The sequence below is a fragment of the Vibrio iocasae genome, assembly GCF_042245395.1.
Lineage (GTDB): Bacteria > Pseudomonadota > Gammaproteobacteria > Enterobacterales > Vibrionaceae > Vibrio > Vibrio iocasae.
Genome location: NZ_CP145311.1, coordinates 177,709 through 196,137 on the forward strand (window position 1 = coordinate 177,709; position 18,429 = coordinate 196,137).

16 protein-coding genes are annotated in these 18,429 nt (G+C 36.0%); all 16 read left to right on the forward strand.

The window, feature by feature from the left end; genetic code table 11:
- The first annotated feature begins 9 nt into the window (after nt 1–9).
- On the forward strand, nt 10–645 hold the full coding sequence (locus tag SNR28_RS10330; RefSeq protein WP_375752254.1) for a PIG-L deacetylase family protein: 636 nt from the start codon (nt 10–12) through the stop codon (nt 643–645).
- The gene (locus tag SNR28_RS10335) at nt 633–1,886 is read left to right on the forward strand and encodes a phenylacetate--CoA ligase family protein (RefSeq protein WP_375752255.1); all 1,254 of its coding nucleotides are present in this window, start codon (nt 633–635) and stop codon (nt 1,884–1,886) included. The genes SNR28_RS10330 and SNR28_RS10335 overlap by 13 nt, the downstream gene beginning before the upstream one ends.
- Complete coding sequence (locus SNR28_RS10340; RefSeq protein WP_375752257.1) at nt 1,874–2,833, forward strand: DapH/DapD/GlmU-related protein; 960 nt, start codon at nt 1,874–1,876, stop codon at nt 2,831–2,833. The genes SNR28_RS10335 and SNR28_RS10340 overlap by 13 nt, the downstream gene beginning before the upstream one ends.
- Nucleotides 2,834–2,844: 11 nt before the next feature.
- Complete coding sequence (locus SNR28_RS10345) at nt 2,845–3,933, forward strand: hypothetical protein (RefSeq protein WP_375752258.1); 1,089 nt, start codon at nt 2,845–2,847, stop codon at nt 3,931–3,933.
- Nucleotides 3,934–3,944: 11 nt separating this feature from the next.
- A complete protein-coding gene (locus tag SNR28_RS10350; protein ID WP_375752259.1) occupies nt 3,945–5,162 on the forward strand; it encodes a glycosyltransferase family 4 protein in 1,218 nt (405 codons plus the stop codon).
- A gap of 17 nt (nt 5,163–5,179) precedes the next feature.
- The gene (locus SNR28_RS10355; RefSeq protein WP_375752260.1) at nt 5,180–5,776 is read left to right on the forward strand and encodes a sugar transferase; all 597 of its coding nucleotides are present in this window, start codon (nt 5,180–5,182) and stop codon (nt 5,774–5,776) included.
- Nucleotides 5,769–6,389, forward strand: a complete 621-nt coding sequence (locus SNR28_RS10360; protein ID WP_375752261.1) for an acetyltransferase — start codon at nt 5,769–5,771, stop codon at nt 6,387–6,389. The genes SNR28_RS10355 and SNR28_RS10360 overlap by 8 nt, the downstream gene beginning before the upstream one ends.
- 15 nt (nt 6,390–6,404) lie before the next feature.
- Complete coding sequence (locus SNR28_RS10365; protein ID WP_375752263.1) at nt 6,405–7,580, forward strand: DegT/DnrJ/EryC1/StrS family aminotransferase; 1,176 nt, start codon at nt 6,405–6,407, stop codon at nt 7,578–7,580.
- A 36-nt stretch (nt 7,581–7,616) separates the two neighbouring features.
- The gene (locus SNR28_RS10370) at nt 7,617–9,551 is read left to right on the forward strand and encodes a hypothetical protein (protein WP_375752264.1); all 1,935 of its coding nucleotides are present in this window, start codon (nt 7,617–7,619) and stop codon (nt 9,549–9,551) included.
- Nucleotides 9,552–9,567: 16 nt separating this feature from the next.
- The gene (locus SNR28_RS10375) at nt 9,568–10,602 is read left to right on the forward strand and encodes a glycosyltransferase family 2 protein (protein ID WP_375752266.1); all 1,035 of its coding nucleotides are present in this window, start codon (nt 9,568–9,570) and stop codon (nt 10,600–10,602) included.
- Entirely contained in the window at nt 10,602–12,461 is a 1,860-nt protein-coding gene (asnB, locus tag SNR28_RS10380) for an asparagine synthase (glutamine-hydrolyzing) (RefSeq protein WP_375752268.1), read from the forward strand. The genes SNR28_RS10375 and asnB overlap by 1 nt, the downstream gene beginning before the upstream one ends.
- Before the next feature lie 84 nt (nt 12,462–12,545).
- Complete coding sequence (locus SNR28_RS10385; RefSeq protein ID WP_375752270.1) at nt 12,546–13,319, forward strand: class I SAM-dependent methyltransferase; 774 nt, start codon at nt 12,546–12,548, stop codon at nt 13,317–13,319.
- Nucleotides 13,316–14,245, forward strand: coding sequence for a lysylphosphatidylglycerol synthase transmembrane domain-containing protein (locus SNR28_RS10390; protein WP_375752271.1), 930 nt, complete (start codon nt 13,316–13,318; stop codon nt 14,243–14,245). Before SNR28_RS10385 ends, SNR28_RS10390 begins: the two co-directional genes overlap by 4 nt.
- A 6-nt stretch (nt 14,246–14,251) precedes the next feature.
- Nucleotides 14,252–15,541, forward strand: a complete 1,290-nt coding sequence (locus SNR28_RS10395; protein ID WP_375752272.1) for a hypothetical protein — start codon at nt 14,252–14,254, stop codon at nt 15,539–15,541.
- Nucleotides 15,541–17,118 (forward strand): hypothetical protein, encoded by a 1,578-nt coding sequence (locus SNR28_RS10400; RefSeq protein ID WP_375752273.1) that lies wholly within the window; start codon nt 15,541–15,543, stop codon nt 17,116–17,118. The genes SNR28_RS10395 and SNR28_RS10400 overlap by 1 nt, the downstream gene beginning before the upstream one ends.
- Before the next feature lies 1 nt (nt 17,119).
- Nucleotides 17,120–18,328 carry a DegT/DnrJ/EryC1/StrS family aminotransferase gene (locus SNR28_RS10405; protein WP_375752274.1) on the forward strand — a complete coding sequence of 403 codons (1,209 nt, stop codon included), beginning with the start codon at nt 17,120–17,122 and terminating at the stop codon, nt 18,326–18,328.
- Nucleotides 18,329–18,429 lie beyond the last annotated feature (101 nt).

Genomic DNA, 18,429 nt, shown 5'->3' on the forward strand with positions numbered 1-18,429 from the left:
GTTAGAAATATGCTAAGTAATTTTAGGAATGTTCTTGTATTAGCTCCCCATACTGATGATGGAGAACTGGGGGCTGGTGCAACTATTTCAAAGTTAATAGAGGCTGGCTCAAAGGTTACCTATGTAGCCTTTTCAACTGCAGAAGAGTCTGTCCCAGAAGGCTTTCCTAAAGATGTGTTGAAAACAGAGGTTCAGAGGGCAACATCAGTTCTTGGAATTGATAAAGATAACTTGTTAATACATAATTTTCAAGTGCGGAAGCTGAACTATGTTAGGCAAGAAATATTAGAAGATCTGATTAAGTTAAGAAATGAAAATTCATTTGACCTAATATTGACTCCTTCTCTTCAAGATATTCATCAAGACCATGCGACAATTGCCCAAGAGTCTTTGAGGGCTTTTAAAAACACAACGGTTCTTGGATATGAGCTGATATGGAATAACCTTTCGTTTGATACAAAGTGTTTTGTTAAGCTTGAAGAGCAACATGTCGCTCTTAAATCTAAGTCTTTAATTGAGTATAAATCTCAAGGTAATAGAGATTATCTATGTGAAGATTTTATTTATTCTTTGGCTCGAACTCGTGGTGTTCAGGTTGGAGCTAAGTATGCAGAGTGTTTTGAGGTGATTCGTTGGATACTTTAAACAATATTTTAAGTGAGCTCAACCAGAGAGCAATTCCTTATTATGTCCAAAAAGCAAAGGACAAGAAGTCCTTTGTTGACATTCCTTTTACTAGCAAAAAGGATTTATTGAAGTCACAGCTAAAATATCCGCCCTATGGAGATTTTACTGACTCTGCCTATAGCATAAAGCAAATATATAGAACAAGTGGCACGACTGCAGAGCCGTTATTGTTGGCTTTTAGCGAAGAAGATATCGAGTTTATCACTGATGTTGGTGCAGATTGCTATAGTTATAGCGGCATGGGGGAAGTTGGCAACCAAGAAGTTGTGATAAACTGTCTAAACTTATCAATGTGGGCTGGAGGTTTTTTAGACTCTCAATCAATGTTGAAAACTGGTGCGCAAGTTATTAATTTTGGTACTGGTAACACAACAGAATTAATTAAGCTAGTTATCAAAATGTCTCAAACCTATAAGGTGTCTGTGCATTGTACACCATCGTACTTGCCAGCCATAAAAGCAAGGTTAGAGAAAGAGTTTAATATGGGTCCTGACGAGCTGAATATATGGAAGTTCTATTTGGGTGCTGAAGGTGGATTGCAGAATAACGAGTTTAGAAATAAGTTACAATCAGAATGGGGCTGCATAGTTCTTAATGCCAATTATGGTATGAGCGAAGTTTGCTCCATCATGGCTTCAGCTAATGAAAATAATATACTTAGATTTTCACCTTTGTATTTAATTAATTATGTTAATGAAGTTAAGCTCCCATCTGGCGAAGTTTGCTTACTTGAAACTTTAAAGGTGGGTGAAGAGGGTGAGTTGGTAGTTAGTTCTCTTCGAAAACAGTGCCAACCAGTAATACGATACGAAACGAAAGAAAATATCAGAATTGTAAATATTTCTGATGGCGAAATTTTCTTTGAAATCGTCGGTCGAAAAGATGACATGATCGTTGTAAAAGGGATTAATTTTTTCCCAGAGCAAGTTAGAGCTATAATAACAAAGTTTGTAGAGTTAACTGGTGCCTATAAAATACAAGCAACGAAAAAAGATAATTTGATTACGCATTTAAATCTTCTGTGCGAAATAAATGCTAATCAGAGTAGTAATAATGATGATTTGAAAAGAAGAATTATCAAAGCCATTCGTGATGAACTAACTGTATCTATGGAAGTCAACTTTGTTTATGAGATACCATTAGTAGGAAATAAAGTTAAAGTACTGGATGTCATCGAGGAGGACACATGTACAAAATAAAATCGTTTGAATTTCTCGCATCTGAGATTGCGTCAATAGTTGAAGCTGAGCTAGTTGGAAAGGATGTATCAGTTACTGAAATAAAAAATATTAGTGAGCCAAGTTCGGGCGCACTGATGATGTGTTATCCTAAAAATAAAGATCTATTAAAGGATATAGATAAACCTTGCTTGGTATTTTGTACAAGTGAAACTGTTATTGAAAATGAATTCGTGTCTTATATTGTAACAAATACCCCTAAATTCGATTTCTTTGACTTTATTAATAATTATCTGATAACAGAAACTACTAACTGGATTGCACAAACAATTTCAAATCATAGTGAGTTTTATCCTGGAGTGGAGTTCGGATATAACGTTAAGGTTGGCAAAAATACTATAATTGCCCCAGGAACGAAAATTGGTTCTAATACTGTTATCGGTTGTAATGTGGTTATTCGAGATAGCGTATCTGTTGGTAACGGGTGCATTATAAAAGATAATACTGTGATAGGTTCAGAAGGCTTCGGGTATACCAAGAAAGAAAATAAAGTTATTCATGTACCACAACTAGGTTGTATTAACATTAGTAATAATGTGGTTATAGGGTCTTGTTGTACAGTAGAGCGTCCGGCTCTTGGAGCGACTACTATTTCCGATAATGTAAAAATTGATGATCTTGTCCAAATTGGCCACAACCAATTTATTGGCGAAAACACTATGATCGCAACCGGCTTCAAAGCAGTGGGTGGTTGTACAATTGGTGCAAACTGCTTTATTGGTATCGGGGCTGTAATTACCTCTAAAAACGTTACGATTGGTGATAATTGTTTGATTGGTGCGGGAGCAATTATTACAAAACCATTAAATGATCACTCCGTAGCATACAACAAAGTGGAATTAGTTGTAGAACAAGATAAAACTAAGCTAGATAACCTCTTGGGTACTCCCAAAGTTAATAATGCGTAAGTGAGGAAAGCATGGCAGGTTTATTAATAAAAATCACTGAAGAGCAAAAGCCTAAAGTTAGTTCGTACGTAGACCAACTTCTTCAGAAAGCGATTGATGAGTTCGGTGTAAACTCTTCTGCTTATAAAGGCATTTATAACCAATACTTTAAGATGCCCGTGCAAGAAAAAACAGGTTTAGTCAACAGAAGGCATTATGAAGCAGAAATGGTTGGTGATGATCTTCCTAAAGGTTTAGAAAGGTTGTACAAACGGGTTACCGTAATAGACTTACTATCTACTTGTGCAAGTGAGTGTGTATACTGTTTACGAGGCTATTATCAGAAGTTTGCGTTGTCAGATGAAGATATTCAGAAGATAGCGGTATTTTGTGGTAAAGACCCACACTTAAAAGAAGTGTTGATTACCGGTGGAGATCCATTTATTTCTCCCAGAAAACTAAAATATCTAATTACTGAACTCGCAGATCATGCTCCTAATATACAGTTTGTGAGAATAGGGACCCGTTTACCTGTTCAAGCTCCCAATAAGTTTGATGAATCCCTTTATGAGTTTTTTGAAGGCTTAAAAGATCGTTTCACTTTTGAAGTCGCTTGTCAGATCAACCACCCGTTTGAGCTTCAGCCAATGACAAGAGATATTTTAACGCGCCTTCAAAAGTCAGGGTGTCGCATATATAGCCAAAACGTATTGCTAAAAGATGTTAATAATAACATCGATACTTTAGTTGAGCTTTACGACGAGCTCAGATATTTGGGGATAACACCACATTATTTTTTCCATGCGGTCCCTATGAAAGGAACTGATAACTTTAGGACAACGGTCTTGGAAGGTTTGGAACTAATTAAGCAGCTTACGGCGATGGGTCACCTGAGTGGCCGTGCTAAACCGCAATATGCTTTAATGACAGATATCGGGAAGGTAACTCTTTATCATGATAGTATCATTGGAAGGGAGGGGCCACATTTGATTATTAAAACCGCATTTACTCTGGAAGAGAGATTAAAGTGGAATCCATATTACCAACTACCGGACTCTGCAATTGTTAATGATGATGGAACATTAAGTGTACGGTATTTGGACGGCCAACAAGGTCAATAGGAAGAGATAAAGTGCACATTTGGTATATGAATCATTATGCCGGTTCTAAGAGCTTCCCTAAAGAGGGGCGCTCTTATTTTTTGGCAAGAGGTCTACTTAAAGCTGGTGCTACATGCTCTGTTATTGCTGCGTCTTATCACCATTTGCAGAAAGGTGTTCATCATGAACAGAGTTTAGGAATCGAAAAGGAGAACGTAGAGGGTATACCTTTCTTGTGGTTGAAAACTCCAAAATATGTTGGAAATGGTTTTTCGAGAATAAAAAACATGCTCGCGTATTCTTACGCTTGTTGGAAAACAAACTTTGTTAGTTCAGGTTTTTTGGAAAAACCTAATGTGATCATCGTTACATCAGTACACCCATTTCATATTTTTTCAGGGTATCGATGGGCAAAGTATTTCGATGCCAAGCTTGTATTTGAGGTGCGAGACATTTGGCCTCTCTCGCTGAACCTACTGTTGGGGTTGAAGAAATGGCATCCACTATATTTGTTATTAGCATTTATGGAGAAGTTTGGTTATAGAAACGCGGATCTTGTGGTATCTGTTTTACCTAATGCTTTAAAGCACATGGAACCGAAAGGAGTTGAACCTGAAAGGTTCCTTTACCTACCAAATGGCTTTATTTCTGACTTTCCTTGGAAAAAAACTAACAAATATAAAAAGGAGCTTGCAGTAATAAGATCGAAATATTCTAGGGTGATTATGCATACCGGAAGTATGGGTAAACCCAATGGATTGGAGATGCTGATTGATGCTGCTAATGAGCTGGCTGAACGGAAGGATATAGCTTTTGTATTTATCGGAAGTGGTTCTTTAAAGGATGAGTTAGTACTTAAAAGTAAGTCGCCAAATATTTTTCATTTTGATCCTATAGATAAAGATGAAGTTATGTCCGCATTATCGTATTCAGACATCTGTTATTGTGGCTCTCAGGACTTAAGTGAACTGTATAAATTTGGTATCAGCCCAAATAAAGTGTTCGACTATATGTTTGCAAAAAAAATGATTTTGCTAGGAATTGATTCTCCAAATAATCCAGTCGAAGTAGCAAATGCGGGATATTGCTTTTCCCCATCTCAGCACCAACAATTGCATCATATTATCAGTGATATTGCAGATGAAGCTGAACCGGTACTGCGCTCTAAAGGGCTGTCTGGTTATGATTACCTGATTAATAACCATGATTTTGATGTACTGGCTCAAAAGTTACTAACGCGGTTATCTTAATTTATAAGTAGTTATTGATGAAAAGATTATTTGACATACTGGTATCATTAACTTTGCTTATTGTTCTTGCTCCCTTACTGGCTTTTGTTACATGGAAAGTTAGTTCAAATTTAGGCTCTCCTGTCCTATTTAGGCAGAAGCGCCCAGGCAAAAACGGCAAAGTGTTTGAGATGATTAAATTTCGAACAATGAAAGATGCTCTGGATAAAAATGGTGTGATGTTACCTGATTCGGAGCGCCTTACTCCTTTTGGAAAAAGGCTCAGAAGTACAAGCTTGGATGAGTTGCCTGAATTATGGAATGTATTAAAGGGAGATATGAGTTTAGTTGGTCCTCGCCCATTATTGATTGAGTATCTGCCACTTTATAATGCATTTCAAGCTAGGCGACACGAAGTTAGACCAGGAGTAACAGGCTGGGCTCAAGTGAATGGGCGAAATACCATTAGTTGGGAGGATAAATTTAAACTTGATGTGTGGTATGTCGATAATGCAACCCTTTGGACAGACATTAAAATACTATTGTTAACGGTTAAAAAAGTACTCATAAAAGATGGTGTGTCGTCTGAAGGGCATGTGACGACAGAACCATTTAAAGGTAACTCTAGTGAGTAAATGTGCGATTGTAGGGGCTGGAGGGCATGGAAAGGTTGTTGCAGAGTTAGCTGAATTATGTGGCTATACCGAGATTCATTTCTTTGATGAAAAGTGGCCGGAAACCAATGCATTAGAACATTGGGAAGTGGTTGGTAAGCTGCAGAGTCTGAAAGAGAATATCCACGGCTATGGCAATATCGTAGTTGCTATAGGTAATAATGCTACCAGACATAGAATACAACAAAGCTTAAAAGAAGCTGGTGGCGTTTTTTGTAAACTAGTACACCCGAAAGCAATTGTAAGTAAATACTGCTCTATTGGTGAAGGAAGTGTTGTAATGGCCAATGCAGTCATTAACCCATTCGCCAAGATAGGTAATTGTTGCATTATAAATACCAGCGCTGTTATTGAGCACGAATGTGATATTGACCATGCGGTACATGTTTGTCCTTCTAGTAGCTTAGCGGGAAATGTAAGAGTAAATATGGAAAGTTGGATCGGTATAGGTTCACAAGTCAAGCAATGTATAAACATTGGGGAGAATGTTATTGTCGGAGCGGGAGCTACCGTAGTAGAGGACGTTCCATCAAATACAACGGTGATAGGTACACCTGCTAGACCAATTTTTTAAGTTGAGGAATATATAGTGTTAAATACCCCATTTTCTCCCTGGCCTTCCTATACAAAGGAAGAAGCAGGTGCTGTAAGCCAAGTATTATTATCTAATAAAGTGAATTATTGGACTGGCAAAGAGTGTCGAGAATTTGAAAAAGAGTTTGCAGCTTGGATTGGTTGTGAGCATGCAATAGCGGTCGCGAACGGAACTTTAGCATTAGATTTAGCATTAAAAGCCTTGAAGGTTGGTGAGGGAGATGATGTTATCACTACTCCTCGTACTTTTTTGGCTAGCGCTTCTTCCATTGTTACTGCGGGAGCAACCCCGGTTTTTGCTGATGTTGACCTTAATACTCAAAATATATCAGCGGAAACGATTAAAGCAGTAATTACTCCTCAGACTAAAGCTGTAATAGTTGTTCACCTAGCTGGTATGCCAGCAGAGATGGATAGCATAATGGAGCTATCAAAAGAGTACGGGTTTTACGTAATAGAAGATTGTGCACAGGCACATGGAGCTAAATATAAAGGTAGGCCTGTTGGTTCAATAGGTCATATCGGAGCTTGGTCATTTTGTCAGGATAAAATTATGACAACTGGTGGTGAAGGTGGAATGGTAACAACTAATGACAAGCAACTTTGGTCCGATATGTGGTCATATAAGGATCATGGGAAAAGTTATGATGCAGTATACAATAGACCTCATCCTCCTGGTTTTAGATGGTTACACGAAAGCTTTGGTACAAATTGGCGCATGACCGAGATACAAGGCGCTATCGGAAGAATTCAACTGCGCAGAATGGCTGATTGGACATTGAAACGTCAGCAGAATATGAGTTTGATTAATGATGCTGTAAAAGATCTACCGTTAGTTCGTCGTGTCAGCGTTCCTGAGTATATCTGCCATGCAGGCTATAAACATTACTTGTTTATTAATCCTGACGTGCTCAAAGATGGTTGGTCAAGAGATCGAATAGTCGATGAAATACAAGCTTGTGGGGTTCCAGCATACCAAGGTAGTTGTTCTGAAGTATATCTTGAGAAAGCCTTTGATCATACCAAATGGAGACCAGCTGAGCGTTTGCCTAATGCAAAGTTACTCGGTGAGACAAGTCTAATGTTTTTAGTTCATCCTACATTGATCGAGTCTGAGCTGGACAAAATGTGTAAAGAAATAAGAAATGTTCTTATAAAAGCCACAAAGTGAGTAATTCTCTCAATGAGATTGTTAAGGCATAGATAAGTGGAAATTACAAAAAAACTGGTATTAGTATTTTTTTTATCAACGATGTTACTATTTGCGGTATACGTGCATGCGTTTTGGGGAGATTTAGACTTATATATTGCTTATTATGGTGTTTCAGCAATAGATTTCTCTAACTCTATAAATCTTTCTGATAATTTTATTGATGACTTTCCAGGTGGGGCTTGGTCTACAGGAAAATCATTATTATCTTGGATGCACCCTGCTTTAAATGGTTTAGGTGTTGATCCGATGATATCTATGTATTTAATGATCTCATTAGAGATTGCCGTTTTATCTTTGGGTGTGTATCTTTTTAGTAAATCTATAAATAAAAAAGAGTATAAGCTTGTATTTATTTTATCTGTACTGCTATTTATTTTTAGTTGGAGTAGACTACCCAATTTAGCTAAGTTCAATAATCCATATTTTCATGGTCAGTTTTACGGTTTTTCTGATGGGTTAGTATTGATAGCTATTGCATATGCTCTTAGTTATACAAATAAGTTCTTTATCCCTCTGACATTATCGTTCATTATTCATCCAATAAAGTCTTTATTTGGTTATGTTGCTACGACTATTTTATTGTTATCTAAGAGTATACAAAATAATAGTATTGAGTGGAAAGGCTTTATTGCTTTATTCTTGTCATCAACAATATCTATATTATGGTTCTTTGTTTTTATATGGTCTGGAAATGAAGAGCAGATGAGTCAAGCAGACTTTTTCTTTTACACTAAGCTTCTTAATTTTCATTGGTTTCCTGAGAAAGTAGCAATGTTTAGTGATATGTATTATAGATACTTTGTTCCCTATCTATCTGCTAATTTGGTTTTTATTTCAATATGTGCATTTAGTGATTCTCTAGTTAAGAGAGTTAAGTCTGAACTTTTTATTATAATTGTAACTTTAAACGTAATGGCATTAATTGGGTTACTTAACTCATACTTAGAGTTTAGCACTTTTTTGACAAAGGCTTCAATTCAGAGGTCATCTGTATTGGTGTTATCAATCATTACAGTTGTTTTTGTTAATGAAGTCGTTGCAAGTTTAGCTAGAAAAAAGTATATAAAACTTGTTTTTGAAGTTTTAATTATATCTGTAATTTTTTTAGAAAAGACATCATGGCCTATACTTTTATGCCTAAGTTATACACTGTTTTACGTACTTGACTCAAATAAAGGTAATTTGTATGGAAAAGTAATCGTATTATTTTTGGCAGTTTTCTTGTTTGCTATAGACCAATATTTTAACTATAAATTCAATAGTGCGACTTGGTTATATGATGTTCAGCTTTCTTATTTATATAAAGCGTTTCCTTATTTTATTTTTGCTATGTTAATATTGGTTCTGTCTAAGCTCGAATTTGTCAAGATAACTGAAAGTAAATATTTTGATTATTTTAATATGTGTGCTCTGTTTCTAGTGATAGCGAATCTAAGTTATTCATGGTCTGAGCGAAATCGGATTTTAAAGCCAAAGTTTAAAAGTAAAGCACAGAGTTTTTTAGATGTACAATTGTGGTCAAAAACTAATACTCACCCTACTAGTTTATTTATACTTGAGCCATGTTCATTAGGATGGAGAGATTTTTCAGAAAGAAGTTCATTTGGAACTGTGAACGAGTGGTTGAAAACTGCTTGGTTGTATACCGGGAGTCGTCATTGGCTAGATGAGGGACTTAGTCGTGCTAAGATATTTGGGATTAATAAAGAAATTATAAACGAATATAAAGATGAGTTAAGCTCTACTTCGACAGATAAGTATTGCGGTTTAGCTGAAAAAACATTTTACAAAGATAGCTTTAATTTTGAGAAGCTGAATAAAGAGTATAGTGTTGACTATATTGTCTCCTCTAAGCCTATTAACAATAGTACAGCCGGACAATTAGTATACAAAAATGACGCATACTTTGTTTATAAAATAGATTACTAATTAATAGGTATTAGATATGGTAAATCTAAGTGTTGTTGTTCCAGCATACAACGAATCAAAAATTATTTTAAGTCATATGGATGAGCTATCGAACTGGCTTGAAAGACACGTCACCTCTGAATTTCAAATCGTGGTTGTCAATGATGGTTCTACTGATGGTATGGGAGAACTACTTGAAAACAATTTAGAAAATAGGCCCTGGCTAAAAGTAGCACATCATAAACATAATTCAGGCAGAGGGAAGGCAATTAGAACTGGCTTAAGTTGCTCAGATGGAGATTACATTGTATGTATGGATGCTGATTTATCGTATTCACCAGAAGTAATACCAGACCTTCTAGAAGACTTAGTATCAGGCAAAGCAGACATTACCTTGGCATCTACACATCACCCAGAAGGTGAGATGATTAATGTTCCAGCGCAACGTGCTGCCCTTTCAAAATGGGGCAACCGAATGTTAGGAGCTGGGTTTGATAAAAAATACTATACCGTAACGTGCGTTGTGCGTGGTTATACTAAGCAAGCTGTAGAGTCACTAGAATTAGTTAGCGATGGAAAAGACCTTCACTTAGAAGTAATTCAAAAGGCCGAGCTGCTAGGGCTTCATGTAAAGGAAGTTCCTGCCATACTAAATTGGCGAGACAAAAGTCGAGGAAAGCGCGAAGATAAGGGGATAATGCCTGAGATCGCGCTATTTAAGATGCGTAAAACGGTTGTGTCTCATTTGATTTTCAATTTTATCACTAGCCCTGGGATGTTACTATTTGTTCCGATTATAAGTTTGATATTGGTTGTTTTATCCAGCTTGTTAATGTTGGTTAGTTCATTTTTCCTAAAGTTAGGCGATGGCCTGAGTCTATATGTAGCTTTAAGAACCACTTTTGTTGATGGTCAGCTTTCTTTATTGATTTTTCTCTTTTCTACAGTCATGTTGATGATTTTCATGATGTTTTACTTCTTGTCTTCTCAAAATAAAAGGTATTTTGATGAGTCGTATACTTTGATGATGCGCATGAACTCACGAATAAAAAAATTAGAGGATAAAAAATAGTGTGTGGAATCGCTGGAATTATCCCTAGTGATAATTTGAGTAAAACTCGTATTCAATCAATGCTTTCTTTGATGTCTCATCGAGGGCCTGATGGTTCAGATATATGGGAAGATGAGTTTGCGGCAATAGGGCACTGTAGATTGGCAATTAACGACCTTTCTGATACCGGTCGTCAGCCGATGGTAGATTCTCATAATGGTATTGTCATATCTGTAAATGGAGAAATATATAATTATCTTCAGTTAAAAAGTGAGTTAGAAGAGATAGGTTATAAGTTTAAATCAACTAGCGATAGTGAAGTTGTATTATATGCTTGGAATGAGTGGAAGGAAGATTGTTTTGTCAAGTTCAATGGTATGTTCGCGATCGCTATATATGACAAATCAATAAAATCACTCATCTTAGCAAGAGACCGATTAGGTATAAAGCCCCTTTATTACTCAACTTCATCTAATCGTCAGTTTAGCTTTGCAAGTGAAATTAAGGCGCTAAGAAGCTTAAACTACTCTAATAGTGTGGATTTTGAAGGGTTTAGGCAATACTTTACCTACCAAAACTACTTTGATGGTAGGACATTAAATGAAGGAATTTCAAGCCTTAAACCAGGTTCTTTCATGGTTATTGATAGAAATGGAGATATAGAAGAAGCCGAATACTATAAGCTCAATTTCTCATATGATACGACATTATCATTTGATGATGTTGTCGAAAAATATAGGGAATGTCTAGACAACGCCGTTGAAAGACATCTCTTAAGTGATGTACCTGTAGCTAGTTATTTGAGTGCAGGGTTTGATAGTGCAAGTGTAGCAAATAGAGCTGGAAAAATAGGCTCTAGACCAACTTGTTTTACTGGTCGGTTTAGTGAGTCGGGATGGTATGACGAAACTTCATTTGCGAAGAAGCAAGCTGATTCTGATGGGGCTAAACATGTAGCAGTGGATATATCCTACCATGATTTGCCTAGAGTTTTTGACAAGTTAGTTTACCAATTAGATGATCCGATGATGGGAATGGGGGCATTTTCTCAATATTGTGTCGCAGAGAAAGTGGCTGAAACTCATAAGGTTATTCTAACAGGACATGGTGGTGATGAGTTATTTTCTGGGTATCCGGTATTTAAGCTTGCCTATATCTTAGATAGCCTTAAATATAATTACGGTAGAGGATTAAAAGGGCTTGGAGTTAGGGCTTCAGAGTTGCCACATATAGTTTTTTTCATTCTTCAACAGTTTAGAAGTAATGAGTATCGACAATTTTTTCCTGTCTTAAATGATCCAAGTATTATGGAACAAGCTTTAAACAAAAACTCATTAGAAAATGTATCTGCTTATAAGTCTGATTCTTGGACCATTGGAGCTCGAAATAAACAGGAGTTGTTGTATACAAACTATTTGAATCACTATCTAAATGGATTGTTAACGGTTGAAGACAAAATATCAATGGCTCATTCACTAGAATCCAGAACGCCATTACTTGATAATGAGATGCTTGATCTTAGCCTTCAAGTACCATGGAGTTTGAAGCTGAATGGAGGAACTTTAAAATCAGTTATTAAAGCTGGAGCTGTTGGAAGACTTCTACCAGAAATCTATCAACAACCTAAACGAGGCTTCCCAACCCCTTTAAGGTTTTGGTTAAGAGGACCGCTAAAAAAATGGTTCGAGACGAGATTAACAGGGGCCGATAGTGGACTAAGGTTGCTATTTAATGAAGAGTGGCTTATCAAAGTTTGTAGTAGTTATTTAAACTCTCCAAAACAACATATAAGGCCATTGGATGAAATACAATCTCATCGTATGTGGCAATTGCTTTGTATAGAAAGCTGGATTAGACAAAACATTAATGTCAATACCTAGCATTACTGGGAACTATAAGATTTGCCTCCATTAGAGGTGTATGTTTTCAATTCCTGACTAACGAAATTGTGATAAATGGTAACTATGGCAAAATACACAATAGAGAGATTACTCCCTAAATTTATTAAAACAAAATTGTTTGGGGAAAGGGACAAGTATGGATATGTGCCAGTTGAAGGGGACTCTTGCTGGGTCGAGTGGCAGAAAAACCACCATAAATTTTACGAGAGTACTCAAAAAAATGGTGTGGGAAAGGTAGTAAATGATGCAGGATATCAAATACTGAAGGATATAGATCTTGAAGGGAAAAGAGTTCTGGAAATAGGGCCTGGAGCTTTAGCACATAAACATTACTGGAGTACGATACCTAAAGAGTATGTGTTAGTTGACATTGATGATGATTTTTTATCCAAAGCTGCTAACGTATTGTCCGAATCTGATATCAAATATAATAAAGTATTAGTCTCTCGAGATGATGGATTCAAATTGCCTTTTAAAGAGCAGGAATTTGACATAATAATTTCATTTTTTTCTCTTGAACACTTATATCCAATAGAAAGTTATTTAAGTGAGTTTTATAGAGTTCTTAAAAATGAAGGTGAGTTAGTTGGAGCTATACCTAGTGAAGGTGGATTTGCTTGGGGATTAGGTAGATACTTAACGTCACGACGTTGGCTGTTAAAAAATACTACTATAAACCCGGATAAAATTATCTGCTGGGAACACCCAAATTTTGCAAATAAGATACTAAATGAGTGCAAGAAAGTATTTGGTAATGGCAATACTAAATACTGGCCATTAAAATTACATGTAATTGATATGAACTTGGTTATAAAGTTTAGATATAAGAAGATATGAAGTATATTATAATAATTCTTCTTGTTCTACTTTCCTCTGTGGGGTTGATATATAACTTTCCACAAATTTTTGATGCTATTGTCGCAACATTTATTCCGTTAATATTTGTCAATCTCATTAACTCTCAAAGAATGAATGCTTACTCCTCTGGGAAAATTGGAATGTGGAATGCCTTTAAAGGCAACTCTATATCATTATTGTTTTCGATAGTTTTACCTGCTAGGGTGTCAGAGCTAATTAAGCCGGTTTACTTTAAAAGTAAACTAAAAATTCCCTATTCAATGGGAGTATCAGTGGTATTCTTGGAGCGGTTTTTTGACATTGTAGCATTGTTTTTGATTTCATTAGCGGTACTGTTTTTTTTACCTCTCCCCGAAGGAGGATATCAATCATTAAGATGGTTTTTGATCACCTCTTCCATTTTTGTTTTTGCTATATTTATTTTGTTTTTATGTTTACCTTTTGAATTAGAAAAACTAGATAAAAAATTACCTAATTTCATCTATAAAAGCTATATTTTATCAGCTCTCTCACATATAAAGAACAATTTTAAAAGTGGCTTGAGTATCTATCAGGTTTTGTTGGTCACGTGTGCCTGGTCTGGTTCAATGTTTGTATATTGGGTATATTTTCAGTTTGATAATACTATGGTATTAGATACTACTCAAATAATAATTGTATTTATAGTGGCTACTTTAGGTTTATCTATTTCGGTTACACCAGGCGGAGTTGGGAGTTTTGAAGCTATTGTTTCATCGTTACTTGTGTCTTTTGGCTATGAACTAGATGATGCTTTAATTTCTGTATTAGGTCTTAGAGTCGCTCTTTTTTTACCAGTTTTTTTCGTTACTTTACTCGTTACAATTTTTGAAGGCCCAAGTTTTTTTAGGTTGCTGATGCAATCAATAAACTTAAGAAAAAGGTAAACTATTTTGCTTTCCCAAGAACTATTTTTAAGTAGCGGTTTTTATTGTGAAAAATCAATTGAGTTAGTTCAGAGACTACCTATACCAGATTGCTTTGATGATAAGCCGATAGATAATAACGTTGTAAACGTTGATCTCCCTGATTGGTACTCTTGTCCTGGGGGGGTATCTTATATACCGGTTCCTAAATGTATGATTCCTGAAGGGAAAGATATCGTATGGAATAATGTGGATTGGTTTACTACTGCTTATTTAATGTCTACAAATACAATGGAAAGACTATATGAAAATGAAGTCGGAAGTATACACTCTTTTAGCCATAAGCTTAATGTTAAGTTAGATTGTTCTTATGCATGGGTAAACCGAATATTTTTGTTCCTTAGAAAGTGGTATTGCCATTTATATTTAGTTAATGAAGATGATGTTTTTCCTAAATTGCCCAAGCCTAAAATATATTTAACACACGATGTAGACTATGTAAGAAAGACTTTACCTTTAACAATAAAGTCGAGTGCGTTTAATATTTTTAATTCTATTCGATTTCTTAAAAGGCTTGATATTTTGGGTTTTTTTAAAACAATTTCATCCTTAATTAAAGGTATCTTTGATAAACCCGATTATTGGCAGTTTGAAAGTATTCTAACCTTAGAAGAAAAATATAATGTGACTAGTCAATGGAATTTTTACAGCAAAACTAAATATAATAATAAGCTCAGTCTATGGCTGTTTGATCCATCCTACGATATCAATAGTAATAAAATCAGTAACATAATTAAAAAACTGATCCTTAAAGGTCATAGTGTCGGCCTTCATCAAAGTTATGGCTCTTGGAACGATAAACAGCGTATGCAAGAGGAAAAAGATACCTTAGAATATATTGCTAAATCACAGATAGTTACATGTAGGCAGCATTGGTTAAGGTTTTCGTTTAAAGACACTTGGCACACGCAGGAACGTTGTGGCTTTACGTTAGATACAACGCTGGGCTTTAACGACAAACCCGGATTCAGAAACTTCACTGCGTTTAAGTTTCCAGCATTTATAGACGTAGAGAATAGGTTTTCTGCTTCTTTGAAATGTCTACCTTTAATTCTGATGGACTCACATCTATATGACTATGAGCAGCTTACCCAAGAACAAAGGTATAGCCTAATAGATCATTACTTAGACGAGCTCGAATCTGTTTGTGGACAGGCCTCTGTTGTTTGGCATCAAAGGGTATTTCATAAAAACTATGGATGGTGTGAAAGTTACGAGTATTTACTCAGACAAGCTACAATCAGGGGAATGCTATAATGAATGTGTTTTTGGATCAGGTGCACCGTAATCTACCGAGGCTTTTGGCTTTGTTCAACAACGATACATCTAGTGCAACCTATGGTGTTGGAGACCGATATTATTGGGGATGGAAACTTATTGATTTCCCTAATGGTACATTTCAAGCTGCAGTTGGTGGGCTGTCTTCTTTAATTAAACATAATATGCTCCCTGATTATATTAACGAAGAGCGACTTATTGAACGTATTGACTCGTTGTTTTCGGGTACTCGGTTTATTCTTAACAAGAACGGTAGCCTTGATGAAGCGTTACCCAACGAGTATTCTTTTTGTGTTACGGGCTTAGTAGCGGGTGAACTAATACTTGCAGCAGAAAATCTAAAAGATCGCGTTGACCCTACGGTATTACAACGTTGGGTATCGATTATTTCCCCTATGATTGATTTTCTCGAAAAACAAGATGAACACCATGGAGTTATCTCTAACCACTTAGCAACTAATGCTTTGGCGTTGGTGAGATGGTCTGACTTTACTGGCGAAAATAGAGATGTTCGAGCAAAAATTTGGGTAAATCGTATCTTGCAGCACCAGTCTGAAGAGGGTTGGTTCAGCGAGTATGGTGGAGCAGACTTCGGTTATCAAACGTGGTGTACGTCGAGCTTAGTAGAAATTTTTATTCGAAGAAAGAAGTGGCAGTTAGGGGATCCAATCGATAAATCTATAACTTTCCTGGCTCACGGGGCTATTCCCGGTGGTTTGTGGGGGGGGGTTTATGGCAGTCGTATGACACGATTTGTTTTTCCCTCTGGTGTTTACCGCTTATCAAACAAGAGTGTTGTTGCAAACAAGTTATCAAAATTTTTCTACAAATCTATTTTGGATCAACAATCAGTTACTTTAGATGTTATTGATATGGGAAATTTCGTCCCGATGTTTAATGACTATGTCACTTGTGCAGTAGAGTTCAACCGAATTTCGACGATTAAAGAGGTGTGCACGCTCAAACAAGAATACCTTTTGCCTTGTGAAAGAATTGAATATCGAAGAGTATTTTCAGAATCAGGATTGCTAATTGATAGCGGTGAAGATCACTATACACTGATAAACCTCAAAAAGGGAGGAGTTGGCATTCATTCTTCAAGTTCATCTGGTTTATTTGAAATACCTGCATTTGTTGGTAAAACCAAGAACGGCTCTATTATTTCTAATCAATTATTAGATGACAACGCAACCTGGTATATTGACGATGGTAAAGTTACACTCAAAAGTGAAACTTTTTATGTAGATAGACCCCTTCCTTCTGCATTTAAATTTATTGTCCTAAGGGGGATGAGTTTAACGATATTTAGATCTTTGAAGTTAGGAAATATGGTAAAAATATTACTAGCTAACTTATTAATATCTAGAAAGCGAAGAGCTAAAATTAAGGTAGAAAGGCAAGTAATATTAGGTGGTGATATTCAAGTTTACGAGTCAGTTGAGAATGCGACTCGGCTCCATGTTAACAACTTTAAGCAAATTCATATGGCTAGTATGGGATACTGGCAAAAAAGCGACGAAAGTATATATACATTACCTATAATAGTTAAAAACTAAGATGATGATACCTAGACTTAAACCAAAATTGAGAATCATAGCTATATTGGGAGCTGTTTTAAGATCTAGATTCCGCACAGATTCCCTTGAGCGTTTTGAAAGGAAGTTTGCTAATCTAGCAAGTAGCAAACACGCGATAGCAATGCCATATGGCAGAACAGGATTGTATGCTTTACTTAAAGTACTAATTGACAAAGAGGAAGGTGAAGTTATCTGTCCTGCATATACGTGCGTTGTGGTTCCTCATGCAATCGTGACTTCTGGATTTAGTCCTGTATTTGTAGATTCATCTAAGTCAGCCTATAACATGGATTTAGACTTAGTTGAGAATGCTATAACTAAAAATACAGTTGCAGTTGTTCTAACTAGTATTTTTGGTAAACCTTTAAACTTGGACAAAGTTAATCGCATGCGAGAGCGGCATAAAGATATCATTTTTATTCAGGATTGTGCCCATAGTTTTTTTTGTAGTTGGGAAGGTAAACTTGTACATAAAACAGGGGATGCTGCAATTTATGGACTGAATATCAGTAAAATTATGACATCGATATTTGGTGGAGTTGTCACTACGGATTCAGATAAAATAGCCCATAAATTAAGAGCATATCAAATAAGCGATCTGGATGAAAGAAACCTCAAGAAAGATATATATAGTTTCGCCTATGCCTGTGCTATATACCTATCATTTAATCGATGGGTGTACAAAATTGTGAATATATTAGAGAATGCCGATTTGCTCAATAAGTTTGTTAAGTATTTTGATGAGTCAAAAATTGATATGCCTGATGATTATTTGGTACAAATGTCACCATTTCAAGCGGAGATAGGTTTGTCACAGTGTATTGAATACGAAAATATTGTTGAGCATAGAAGAAAGGTCGCTGCTATTTATAAAAGTAGACTATCAAAAAATAACATACTTCGTATTTTAGAAGAAAACCGAGGTGCAACATACTCTCATTTTCCAATTAACACCCATTTAGCTGATGAAATTATAAAGCAATGTGCTAAGGAAGGATATCAACTAGGTGAACTAATAGATTATCATATACCATCTATGAATGCATACCGTGAATATAAGTATTATAGTATTGGAGTGTCAGAAAAATATCCTGGTAATATGATTAATCTACCTGTCCATAGCTCTACTACGGTTAAAGATGCGATTAAATTATGCGATATAATAGAAAAAATCATAACGGAAGGATAGTATTAAAAATGCTCAGGATTAAGCACAACTATAGTACAGCCGAACCTGTTCAGATTCGGCATAATATAGGGTTAAACGCGCCCAATATCGAGTGATTCTGT

Coding starts and splice junctions, on each gene's coding strand:
- SNR28_RS10330 (WP_375752254.1), top strand. CDS start 10: ATGCTAAGTAATTTTAGGAATGTTCTTGTATTAGCTCCCCATACTGAT.
- SNR28_RS10340 (WP_375752257.1), top strand. CDS start 1,874: ATGTACAAAATAAAATCGTTTGAATTTCTCGCATCTGAGATTGCGTCA.
- SNR28_RS10345 (WP_375752258.1), top strand. CDS start 2,845: ATGGCAGGTTTATTAATAAAAATCACTGAAGAGCAAAAGCCTAAAGTT.
- SNR28_RS10355 (WP_375752260.1), top strand. CDS start 5,180: ATGAAAAGATTATTTGACATACTGGTATCATTAACTTTGCTTATTGTT.
- SNR28_RS10375 (WP_375752266.1), top strand. CDS start 9,568: ATGGTAAATCTAAGTGTTGTTGTTCCAGCATACAACGAATCAAAAATT.
- SNR28_RS10385 (WP_375752270.1), top strand. CDS start 12,546: ATGGCAAAATACACAATAGAGAGATTACTCCCTAAATTTATTAAAACA.
- SNR28_RS10390 (WP_375752271.1), top strand. CDS start 13,316: ATGAAGTATATTATAATAATTCTTCTTGTTCTACTTTCCTCTGTGGGG.
- SNR28_RS10400 (WP_375752273.1), top strand. CDS start 15,541: ATGAATGTGTTTTTGGATCAGGTGCACCGTAATCTACCGAGGCTTTTG.
- SNR28_RS10405 (WP_375752274.1), top strand. CDS start 17,120: ATGATGATACCTAGACTTAAACCAAAATTGAGAATCATAGCTATATTG.